We start from the raw sequence: 11,224 nt of genomic DNA, 5'->3' as shown, positions 1-11,224 counted from the left end.
CGCGCAGCGTGTTCAGCGCGGGCGCCCGGGTCAGGCGCGTGCCGAACAGCTCATTGAGCTGATGGCGCCGTTCCCGGATGAAGGTGATCACGTCGCGGTACGACCGCGCGCCCGCCAGCACGGCCAGCACCGTGAACACCATCAACGGCGTGAAAGGATAGCGCTGCCCCCGGGCGCCGCGCGGGTCGGTGACGTCTTGGAGGGCCTCCCAGAGGCACGGAAACGGTATCATGGCAACTCCGTACGCTGTTCAGAGTTGCCAACCCAGGAGTCACATCTCAGCGAGTTCGCAAAGACTCGTTTCTGATGGATGACCCGCCGCTCGGACTCGCCTCACGCGACGCCACTCACTCTACCTTGGAACACTGAACAGCCCTGAGGTAGACCCGGGTGCCGGGCGGGACGCTGATCATGCCTGCTCGACCGCGGCGACCAGGCGCATCAGCGCCGTCGGCGCGATCGTCTCCCGAACCCGCAGGACGCGACCGTTGTCGAGCCGGATCTNGGATCTCCACCGTGCCGGCGGCTTGGCGTTCATCCGGTGCAGCCGGCTCAGGCTCATGCGCTCGGCCGGCGTCATGTCCGGCGATTAGGCGAACGGCCGCGAACCGGTCCGTGCCGTGCACGCCCTGACTTTCCCGGACCTCGCGGCGCCACTGGAAGAGCTGCTGGGGCTGCATGTCGTAGCGCCGCGCGACCGCGCTCGCGCACACCCCCGGCATGGACGCCTCGGCGACGATCCGCTGTTTGTCCGCCCACGACCAGCGTCGCCGTCGGCGGCGGCCGGTGATCACCTCAACCCGTTCCATCGTGATGGTACTACCCACGTGAATAATGACGTTACGAGCGCCACCCGCGCCCGAACGCCCATCTCACGCACACTCCATCACGCCACGGTAGGCAGTCCTCGGCGCACGCTTACAGCGCTTCTGCATCGACCGCGTCTGCGTCGTCGCCGATCGCGGCATGGTCTCCAGCGCCACCGTTGCCGAGCTGGAACGGCGGAACATCGGCTACATCCTCGGCACCCGCGAGCGGCGCGACAAGGAGGTGCAGCAGGCGGTTCTCGACGACAGACGCGGGTTCATCCCGCTGTCGCTGCCGCGGATCGGTCACGAGAGCACGGACATCGAGATCAAGGACGTCCACGTCGACGACAGGCGTTACGTCGTCTGCCGGAACCCGGAGCAGGCCGAGCACGACGCCGAGGCGCGCGAGGCCATGGTCGCCGGGCTGCGCGACAAGCTGCGCCAGGGCGACAAGGCGCTGGTCGGTAACAGCGGCTACCGGCGCTTCCTGCGCACCGTGGGCGACGATCACTTCGAGATCGACGACGACCGGATCGCCGCGGAGGCGAAGTTCGACGGCATCAGTGTGCTGCGCACCAACACCGACCTCCCGGCCGCCGAGGTGGCCCGCCAGTACCGCCAGCTCTGGCTGGTGGAACAGATCTTCAGAACTGCCAAGGCGATCCTGCGCACGCGGCCGATCTACCACCAATCCGATGCCGCGATCCGCGGGCACGTGTTCTGTTCGTTCCTCGCGCTCGTGCTGCGCAAGGAGCTGGAGGAGCGCCTCGCCGCCGCCGGCGTCACGGCGGAATGGCCGGAGATTCTGCGGGATCTGGACGCCATCCACGAGACGGAAGTGCGGGACGGCGAGCAGCACTTCGTGCTGCGCGATCACGCCCAGGGCTGCGCGGGTGAGGTCTGCAAGGCCGTCGGCGTCGCGCTACCGCCTCTGTTCCGGAACCTCGGCAAGGAGGGCCGAACCGCCGAAATCGCGTAGTTGCGCCACCCGGGAGGTGTGATGCCACAAGCCAGCCGGCAGGCCGATTCTATCGGCAAAATCAGGAAGCTGCTGGAAGCGGCTGTTGAAGATAAGTTTAGCAGGAGTAAAACTAATACCCTACTTTCTTCTGAGCCTGAAACGTAATTAAATTTATTATAAATTTCTCAAGACCATGAATTTCATTTTCCTGCCCGGGTGTGCCTTTGTTTCTCTCAAGCATCGACGGTTTTGAAACCTTGAAGCCAACCAAATTTTCAATATCCTTCACCCTTCCTTCCAATTCTTCATACCGTATTAACAGACCATTCACCTTGTGAGAGTTTCTTACAAAATCGTTTACCTTTTCATTCCACACTCGGCCAAACTCAAATGGCGTCAAGACGGGTCGCTCGGGCCATTCTTTGAACCACCTTCTCCACGGCAGGTAACTCTTGTATGCATCAACCGGGTTCCTGACAATGAAAATAAACTTCGCATTCGGGAATATATACTGCAAATATTCGGCTTGAGCGACACTAAATCGCACTTCCTTAAGTCCCCAATACTCATAACCATTTTTTTCTGCCGGCTCTTTAAATAACCTCAAAAGCATATCTCTATGAGCTCCCCTGAAATCGGATAAAGATGGATACAAATTTGCGATCCATTCCTCCGACAATATTCTATTGCTTCCAATATTCTCAAAAATGAAGTTCGATGAGGGCCATTCAAATGTGAATGGCCGACACATATCCGCTAACTTTTGGACTATCCCTGAGCGATCAAACGGCTCACCCCATATCAATACTCTTTCATTAGCCATCAGCATCCTCTGTAGCAGTGTTGACCCAGACCGCCACCCTGCCGAACAAACAAAAATCGGCTCTTCGATGTCAGTCGATGTTTCTTTCTCAAACTCGCTTCGCACTTTAAGGGTCTGAATACGCTCAGACAAGTTGCGAGCATGCACTGTTGATTGTCGTGTGGTTTCACGACCCTCATGAGTGCCTGTGAAAATTTCTTTTACTCGCCTTAATCGATAGGGTGTCCACATGCCCGGTTCTCCTTGCCCCGTACAAGGTATATATAAGCCGCTATAGTTCTGCGAATTCGTGAAGCGGTTTAGACATTCAATCATTTTTATGTTCAACGATTATGGGGCTGACACTTGTTTGTGCTCGTTTTTGCCTCTCAATTTCGTTTCCACAAATGAACGCCAAATCTAGCAATGCATTAGCGCCTTCATTATGACGTCCTATAATCCACTTGTACCCAATACGGGCAATCTCTTTAGGTATCATTTTATATAGATAACGCGGATACCCAAAAATTCGTGGACCATTGTAGGTATCAGTTCTTTCATTTTGTAGAAACCCTGCACGACCGAGCCTTACATAGCGCTTAAAAACGGGTAAAATGCCGATTTGTTCCTTGCGCACGATGTGTTGAACACGAGCGGCGGAGACATGGTGTAACTCGAAGCCGGAAGCTAAGGCGCGTTTGACAAACGCGGTCTCTTCCCCGCCGTGAGACGTGCCTTGGCCGACAAAATTGATCCCAGTATCTTCACAAAACGTTAAGTGCTGGACGACCTTTTGCCGGACCATGAAGTTAGGGCCTTTAACGTACTTCACGGAAACGGGACCGTCTGAAAGATTGGAGGGCGTTCCCGCATAAGACCGGCCTTCTAATGCAAGCGTTCTTAGCCATTCGGGGGGCGGCATTTCCCAGTAGTGTCGTACTTGTCCAGAAAACAAAGAAACGTCTGGGTGGGTGTCAGCCGCATCAATATAGCCGGTTAGCCAGTTGGGGTCCGCGACGATGTCGTCATCGGTAAACACGAGAAGTGAGCCCTTGGCGGACCGAATACCTAAGTTAATTGCAAAGCTTTTCCCAGGCCGGGGCTCGTTCAATATCTTTATTGGAATATACCTTCGGTACGATTCCAATATTTCGGTGGTAGAATCGTTACTTGCGTTGTTGATGGCAATGAACTCGACGCCACAGGATGGCCGGTTCAGGGCACGGAAAGAGGCGAGTGTGAGTGGAAGGGTGCGGGAGCCATTGTGGCTGGCGAAAATGACGGAAATCATGTGCACTGAGTCCAAGCTGTAAAGCGGTTTCCACTATGGGGATCATGCCGGGTTAGGCTATTACTTGGGTGGCTTCACGCGAGAGTGCAGCCATGCTACCATAGGAGCTATCTCGCCGGAAAGTGGGTGACGCAAAATGAATAGTCCAGCAAACCAAATCGGTACAGCGCTGCCAGCGGCGGCGAGCAACGGCCCTATTGGTAGCGAGTTGCCATATTCGATGTAGGCCCAAAACGCCGGTGCCGCGCATGGCGCGCTGAGAATTGCAGCTTTGGCATAGAACGGGGCTAGGCGCCGAAGACCCGTCCCCATCATTGAACGGATCGAGAGGTAAACGGCAAGAGAAAACACTGCAGCAGTCGGGATCAGCAAAGCCGCAAATAGCTCAAGGCTATGGAGCGATCCCAATGCGGCAAAGGATAGTGCCCCCGTCACCTGTACGAACCGGATCGCGGCAAGGCGCCGGACCGCGCCGTGCGGTGTCAGGACCTGCTCCGGTTGCGGCAGCGCCGCGACGATCGCAGCACTGCCGAGAATGTAGGGGAGAATCTCGCCCGCGGTCCGCCAGTTGTCGCCGAAGAGCAGGACCGTGACCGGCACGGCGATAAAGCCGATTGTCAGGAAGGCGGGCCAGATTATGGCGGTTGTGGCCGCGACGTACATCTCCACACCGGGGCCGATCGAGACCCCTTCCCGGACATTCTTGGAGAATGACGGGAGCAAGACGCGTCCCACAGGCATGAATAAAGTCTGTCGGGACATCTGCGGGATCATCTGGGCGCGCTCGTACAGCGCGACCGTGCCAGGGTTGATGATTCCGCCCAGCACTAGCTTCCGCCCCTCGACGGCGATCGTACCGAAAAGCCCCGCAACAGTAAGCCAGCCACCGAACTGCAGGACCTCGCGCCAATGCCGCAGGCCCGGGCGGAGGCGCAGATGGTCGCGGCGCGCCGCAAGGGTCAGCGCCACTCGGGTGACGGTGCTGGCGAGAAGCCCCCACGCGAGTGCCATGTAGCTGTATCCGAGCGTGGCGAGCCACACACCCGTCCCGGTTCCGACCAGCACCTCGGCCGTGCCGATATGATGTAGCTGGTCAAACCGCATGTCACGGCGGAGGAGCGCTATGGCGGGCTGGCCGAAGGGTGCAAAGAAGAAGGTGATCGCCACTAACGCGAGCACATCCGCGATGCCGGGCTGTCCATAGAGGTCCGCGATCGGAAAGCGGAGCAATAGGAGCGCGGCACCGAGCGTCCATTGGATCAAAAGCGTCAGTCCGAAGACCGTCCGCACCTTGTCGTAGGTCAGCTCTGGCTCCCGGATCAGGTACGTCCCAACGCCGAATTCGCGGACCGAGTTGAGGAGGAAATTGGCTGCCATTGCGATGGAAAAGACGCCAACCTCGTCCGGCGTCAGCAGCCGCGCAATCATGATCGAACCGGCGATTCGCACGCCCTTCTGGATGAACTCCTGGCTGAAAGACCAAGCTAGGCTCTTGCGTAGGGTCACGTCGTTTCCCTGAGACTTTGCTAACGTGTCCGCCCTATGATAGGCACGCTAAAGAACAAAGTTTCCTATATGAAACGGTTCACTCTGGCCAGTCTGCGTCTACCAGCTTGGGCCATACCGAGAGGACGTAGAGAAATTTTCGCGCTTCTGAGCGATCGGGGTAAGCTTAACGGCAGAGACGCCTTGATTAGGGGGTGCATAGTCCTGACAGCTGTGTTCGGCGCCCGAGAACGTTGCGCCGGTTTGCATGTGTGGCCGGACCCGCTCGCCAAGCTGCAGCCGATGGTCCCGGGGGAAAATTTGCTGCGGGATCTCAAGTCAGCCTGGCGCCTCGAATCGGCGGAATGGGCGTCCAAAGTAGACCATAAGTCGGACAAGGGCTTGGCCATCTCCCGGGCCATCGTCCTCTGGATCCCGTGCACTCAGCTGGGCGGGCTAATTAGGGGCACATGGGCGACCAGGACATATGCGCTGCACGCGCAAGGGGATCAGAAGCTTGCATAGCCGGACATCACCGAGTTTTCCTGCCATGATGATCGGCTCAGATCCTCTTGTTTCGACGACTGGGGGCGCAGCGTAATGTCCTGTTTGATTTCGATTGGTCCTAACGCGTGGACGGCACCCTGGCGGAACCGTCAGCAAATTTTATCGAGGCTCGCAGGGCGCGGGTGGCCGGTCGTCTACACCTCCGGTCCGATAGCGGGATGGGATAGAGAAGCAGCGCTCTGGGACGGCGCTTCTCTGTTCCCGAGAGTTGAAGAACATGACGGCGTGAAATGCCTTTTCCCCGGTCGGGTACCGCCTCTTAAAGGACGACCTCGATCCTATAAAGAACGTGTTCTCCGTTTCTACGCGCGACGTCTCTTAGCGGCAGCGCCGCCAAGTCGACCCCGAATTCTATATTTGTTCGGACCAAAACACCTGGCACTCGCGGGATATATAGATTACGATCTATTAGTCTACCATGCTTATGACAAATTCTCGAACGCTTCGCGTGAAGGAGAGTCGTTTTCGGATAACAGAGAGAAAGAGCTTCTTGCGGTAGCTGACTTGGTTTTGGCCTCCTCCGATCCGATCGCGGACGGGCTACGACAGCAGGGGCGACGCGATGTTCGCGTACTGCCGAACGGCGTTGATTATACTGCTTACAACACGCCATCCGGGCAGGAACCAAGGGACATTTGCCATATCCCGCGCCCCCGCGTCGGATACTTCGGCCGAGTGAACATTAAGGTGGACCTCGCGCTGATCGACGAGTTGGCGGAGGTTGAACCGAAGTTTCAATGGATTATTGTTGGAGAGATATACGAGCAAGTCATACATTCTAAAGGTTACGGTGAGCTGCTGGAAAGACTGAAAAGTCGGCCAAATGTGCATCTTCTAGGTTATAGGCCTCATACATCGATTCCAGCCTACGTACAAGCGATGGACGTATTGTCAATGGTATATCGACAAGGAGAGCAGGATTGGTGGAGCGCAGGTTATCCACTCAAGATGCATGAGTATTTGGCTACAGGGAAGCCAGTGATTTCAACACCACTTCAGACCGTTCAGCCATTTGGCCATGTGATTGACATACGAGATGGGGGAGACGAGTGGATAGCGGGTTTACGCAAAGCAGTGAATTCGGGCGGAGTTGGGACATCTGATATGCGTCGACGTGTCGCATTGGAAAATACTTGGGATCAACGAATCGATCTATTGGAAAGATGGCTCAACGAGCTTGGTGCATCGCTGGAAGGGCCCGTTCAGTGAAAAGTGCCAGTAGCTGCTCACCCCCGGGGGTCGGCCCGTGAGTTTCTAGCCCGCCGGATCAGTCCAGCAGCAGCTCGGGTCAGCTCTTTACGCCCGGACTCTGGTATGATTCCAGAATGGTATGACTCGGCGGGAAGAGCTGAAGCAGCATTCCAAGGACGAACTGGTCGACTACATCATGGCGCTGGAGGAGCGCTTGGCCAAGGTCGAGGCCAAGCTGAACCAGCCGCGCAAGACCGCGCGGAATTCCTCGCGCCCGCCGTCGCAGGACGAGAAGCCGAACAAGCGGGGTAAGGGCAAATCCGGCAAGGGCGGCTAGGGTCAGGCACGGTCACTTGAGCCGAACCCGGACCGCACGGTCACGGCGCCGGCCAACAACTGCCCGAGCTGCGGCGGCCACGTTGGCCCAGAGCATCAGACCCTCAAAGACCTTTACGACCGCATCGAGATCCCGCCGGTGCGCCCGGACGTCACCCGCGTGCATCAGTACCAGGGCGAATGTCCGTGCTGCGGCGAGCGCTTCGCCGCGACCCCGCCGGACGGGCTCAAGCCCGGCTCGCCGTTCGGGCGCAGCGTCGAGGAGAAGGTGATCTACCTGCACACCATCCACGCCATCAGCTACCAGCGTCTGTCGGCTTTGATGCTGGATATGTTCGGCGTGTCGATCAGCGAGGGCGCGATCGCCAACATCCTCTCGCGCGCCAAGGAGCAGGTGGACGCCGCGGTCGCCGACATCACCGCGGAGCTGCGCCAGGCCGGCGTGATCGGCTGCGACGAGACGGGCGCCCGGGTGGCTGGTCGGAAATACTGGCAGTGGGTGTTCGGCTGCGCCACGGCGGTGCTGCACAAGGTGGCGCCCAGCCGCGGCAAGGCGGTCGTCCGGGAGGTGCTCGGCGAGCACGTCCCGGCGGTCTGGGTCTCCGACCGCTTCGCCGCGCAGACCGGGCACGGTGAAAGCCGGCAGCTCTGCCTCGCCCACCTGCTGCGGGACGCGCAGTACGCGATCGACGCCGGCGACACGGTGTTCGCCCCGCCGCTCAAGGACCTCCTGCTGCGCGCTATCGACATCGCCCGGCGGCGCGAAGAGCTCCAGGACAACACCCTCTACCAGTACCGATGTCGCCTCGACCGCGATCTCGACGACCTGGTCACGCGGCCATCGGACAGCCGCGCCGGCGAGAAGCTGCGCGGGCAGATCCGGCGCGTGCGCTCCGAGCTGTTCTTGTGCATCAATAACCCGGGTGTGCCGGCGACCAACAACGCCAGCGAGCGTTACCTCCGCCCGGCGGTAATCTTCCGCAAGGTGACCCTGGGATTCAACGCAGAATGGGGTGCCGCCTTCTACGCCGGCGTGCGCTCCGTCGTCGACACGGGCCGGCTATACGGTCTCAGCCCACTCGCCGCGATCCGCCGCGTCCTTACTGGTCACACCGTCATTCTACCGGCCGCTGCGTAACAGCCTCGCTCCAGGGGGGCTGAGCAATTACAAGTGCCAACCCTACAGCGTAATCGATCTTTCTTACGCAGATAAAACAAAATTGCCGTTCCCTGAGCAGACAGAAATGAATTGGACACAGGCGGTGCAGCGTGGAAATCGTAGAATTGAGGCGAATTATTGTCCGGACGTTAGTTTATACCGTCATGTATAAAATGCGCCCCGCCGCGAAAATCTGATTGAACAAAAGATCATTGCAAATTCACCTGACGTTTTGTACATGGTAGTGCGTCGGGTACGAAGGCGGCTTTCAAATGAAGGAAATTAGCCATTCCCAGTATCGCAGCGATGCACGCGTGCCCGGACGCCGGCCGGCGTTCGGGATATCAAACGGGTACTGCTCCCGCAGCAGCTCCGCCGGCTGGATTTGATGTGTAACGGCGTCGTCGGGCTTGAACAGGCCAGCGCGACAGGCTTCCGACACACGAGGCAGGCTTTTCAGGCGACATGTCTGGAGGTGCAGCTCCCCCGGCAGCCGGTCGCGGGCGGATGTCTTGCTGTGCTATGAGCCAACCGTAAGCTTCTTGAGACACCAATGCTGTTCAACTCGCTGCCTTTCATCTTTCTTTTCTTGCCGGCTGTGCTCGTGGGGTTTCATGCCCTTTCGAAAAGCCCACGGAGCGCGATGGTCTGGCTCGTCAGTGCGTCGCTTTTCTTCTACGCTTACTGGGACTGGCGCTACCTGCCGCTGCTGCTCGCTTCGGTGGCCGTGAACTTTGCTCTGGGCCGTGTCCTGACGGCGCTGAGCGAGAGATTTGCGGCAGTCCCGGTCGCGCGATCCATCCTGCTTTTGGGGGTCGTAGCTAACCTTCTTTGCTTGGGGTATTTCAAGTATGCTGGGTTCATTGCGGAGAATGTCGCAGCCATAACCGGCCAGGACTGGCACGTCGGGCGGATAATCTTGCCCTTGGCGATCTCGTTTTTCACATTCCAGCAGATAACGTATCTCATCGATTGCTATAAAGGCTTGACAAAAGGGCGAGACCCACTTTCATATGCACTATTCGTCTGCTTTTTCCCTCAGCTCATTGCCGGGCCGATTGTTCATTACCAAGAGATGATGCCGCAATTCACCCGCGTGCGGGATTGGGGGCTCAAGGGGGGCAATATTGCGGTGGGTTTGTCGGTTTTCACTGTCGGGCTGTTCAAGAAAGTGGTGATCGCTGACGGGGTCGCGGCTTACGCCGCGCCGATGTTCGATGCGGCCGCCGGTGGGGCTGAGCCAACATTTGTTGAAGCTTGGGCAGGCGTGCTCTGCTACGCCTTCCAAATATATTTTGACTTTTCCGGGTATTCAGATATGGCGATCGGACTCGCCCGTATGTTCGGGATAAGGCTCCCGGAGAACTTCAGATCGCCCTATAAAGCCAAAAGCATTATCGAGTTTTGGCGCCATTGGCATATGACGCTGTCACGATTCCTGCGCGACTATGTCTACATTCCGCTGGGTGGAAACCGCCACGGGTCGGCGGCACGCTACCGCAACCTGCTGCTCACCATGGTGATCGGTGGAATTTGGCATGGCGCGGGGTGGACGTTTGTACTCTGGGGAACGCTACACGGAGTCTACCTGCTGGTCAACCACCTGGGTCAGGCGATAGCAGGGCGCCGTGAATGGCTGCGGGTCACCGTGCCGGCGCCTGTCGCCATTGCTTTGACGTTCCTGCTCGTCGTCATGGCCTGGGTCCCCTTCAGGGCCGAAGACATTGGAACCGCGGGGCGCATTTATGCGGGGATGATTGGGCTCCACGGGGTGGTTTTGCCTGAGGGATACGCCGGCTACGTGGGCCCGTGGCGGCAGCTGCTGGCTGACCTTGGCGTCGTCTTTCTCGGTGATGCCGGTACCTTCGGCGGGAAGGAACAGGTGCTTTATCTGCTGGGCGCGGCCCTTGTCACCTGGAGATTTCCGAACACGCAGGCGCTTTTCAGGCGCTATCGTCCGGTCCTTCGACAAAGCGGGCAGTCCATTGCGCCGGGGGCATTGACCTGGCGACCCGACATCGCGTGGGCCATCGCTGTCGCAGGTATCGGGGTCGTGGCCATAACGTCTATGACAAAGGTCGCCGAGTTCCTCTATTTCCAATTCTAGGCAAAACGGGTGTGCGAGGCAATGTTCCGCCGCTACAATACGATCTTGTTGGCTTGTGTGGCCGCGCTTTTGACCACGATCGCGACGTTCAACGTGATCGTTGACCCCTATGGGGTGTGGCGCCTCGTGGACGTGCCGGGCTTCAACGCGGCCAAGACCGAACGCCGCGATTACAACTACCTGTTCAAAGCCGTCGATCTGGTTCGGCGAGAGGCGCCAGTGATGCTCTATGGGTCGTCGCGGGCGGCGTTCGGGCTTTCACCCGCCACGACGGCAGAACTGCTGGGCTGCGCCGACTGCGCCTACAACGCGGCTCTCACGGGCGGGCACATGACGGCTTTGACGGCATATCTCGACCATCGGCTTGAGCATGGAGCTCCGCTTGAAACCCTGCTTAATTCAGTGCCGCGGTCCAGCGATGTGCGGCGCATAGCCGTAGAATAGCGTCGCGATTCCGCGTCGAGGCGGCTTCAAACAGCACGAGTCCGGGTTTGGCTGGATGCGAACGGCGCGGGA

At 58.6% G+C, this 11,224-nt stretch carries 9 protein-coding genes and 2 pseudogenes; 6 read left to right on the top strand and 5 right to left on the bottom strand.

Annotated features, from left to right (window positions below; genetic code table 11):
- Together CKO28_RS24820 and CKO28_RS29490 are read right to left on the bottom strand one after the other, a co-directional pair.
- Positions 1-232, bottom strand: a 232-nt coding sequence (locus CKO28_RS24820) for a transposase family protein (protein WP_200343625.1), incomplete at its 3' end; no start/stop codon positions are given.
- A gap of 273 nt (positions 233-505) precedes the next feature.
- Positions 506-809: transposase (locus CKO28_RS29490; RefSeq protein ID WP_367575759.1), on the bottom strand; the 304-nt coding region annotated here is incomplete at its 3' end.
- 121 nt (positions 810-930) lie between these two features.
- Here CKO28_RS29490 and CKO28_RS24810 point away from each other — a divergent pair.
- Positions 931-1,788 (top strand): annotated as a pseudogene (locus CKO28_RS24810) (IS1634 family transposase); the annotation flags it as partial.
- A 112-nt stretch (positions 1,789-1,900) separates the two neighbouring features.
- Here the strand turns inward: CKO28_RS24810 and CKO28_RS24805 are convergent.
- From CKO28_RS24805 to CKO28_RS24795, 3 genes are all read right to left on the bottom strand, one after another.
- Entirely contained in the window at positions 1,901-2,824 is a 924-nt protein-coding gene (locus CKO28_RS24805; protein ID WP_200343612.1) for a sulfotransferase, read from the bottom strand.
- Positions 2,825-2,900: 76 nt separating this feature from the next.
- Positions 2,901-3,863 (bottom strand): glycosyltransferase family 2 protein, encoded by a 963-nt coding sequence (locus CKO28_RS24800; RefSeq protein WP_200343610.1) that lies wholly within the window; start codon positions 3,861-3,863, stop codon positions 2,901-2,903.
- 60 nt (positions 3,864-3,923) lie between these two features.
- Positions 3,924-5,369, bottom strand: a complete 1,446-nt coding sequence (locus tag CKO28_RS24795; RefSeq protein ID WP_200343608.1) for an oligosaccharide flippase family protein — start codon at positions 5,367-5,369, stop codon at positions 3,924-3,926.
- A 903-nt stretch (positions 5,370-6,272) separates the two neighbouring features.
- On the opposite strand from CKO28_RS24795, the gene CKO28_RS24790 reads away from it, so the two are divergent.
- From CKO28_RS24790 to CKO28_RS24770, 5 genes and pseudogenes are all read left to right on the top strand, one after another.
- Complete coding sequence (locus CKO28_RS24790) at positions 6,273-7,124, top strand: glycosyltransferase (protein WP_200343606.1); 852 nt, start codon at positions 6,273-6,275, stop codon at positions 7,122-7,124.
- A 121-nt stretch (positions 7,125-7,245) separates the two neighbouring features.
- Positions 7,246-7,443, top strand: a complete 198-nt coding sequence (locus CKO28_RS24785) for a DUF6444 domain-containing protein (RefSeq protein ID WP_200343604.1) — start codon at positions 7,246-7,248, stop codon at positions 7,441-7,443.
- A 30-nt stretch (positions 7,444-7,473) separates the two neighbouring features.
- Positions 7,474-8,580: pseudogene (gene tnpC, locus CKO28_RS24780) on the top strand (IS66 family transposase); the annotation flags it as partial.
- A gap of 574 nt (positions 8,581-9,154) precedes the next feature.
- Entirely contained in the window at positions 9,155-10,708 is a 1,554-nt protein-coding gene (locus CKO28_RS24775) for an MBOAT family O-acyltransferase (RefSeq protein WP_200343602.1), read from the top strand.
- Between the two features lie 21 nt (positions 10,709-10,729).
- On the top strand, positions 10,730-11,152 hold the full coding sequence (locus tag CKO28_RS24770) for a hypothetical protein (RefSeq protein ID WP_200343600.1): 423 nt from the start codon (positions 10,730-10,732) through the stop codon (positions 11,150-11,152).
- Positions 11,153-11,224 lie beyond the last annotated feature (72 nt).

This window comes from Rhodovibrio sodomensis (assembly GCF_016583645.1).
GTDB classification, from domain to species: Bacteria; Pseudomonadota; Alphaproteobacteria; order Kiloniellales; family Rhodovibrionaceae; genus Rhodovibrio; species Rhodovibrio sodomensis.
The sequence above is the reverse complement of the archived record's forward strand: the minus strand, read 5'-3'. Positions and strand labels throughout refer to the sequence as shown.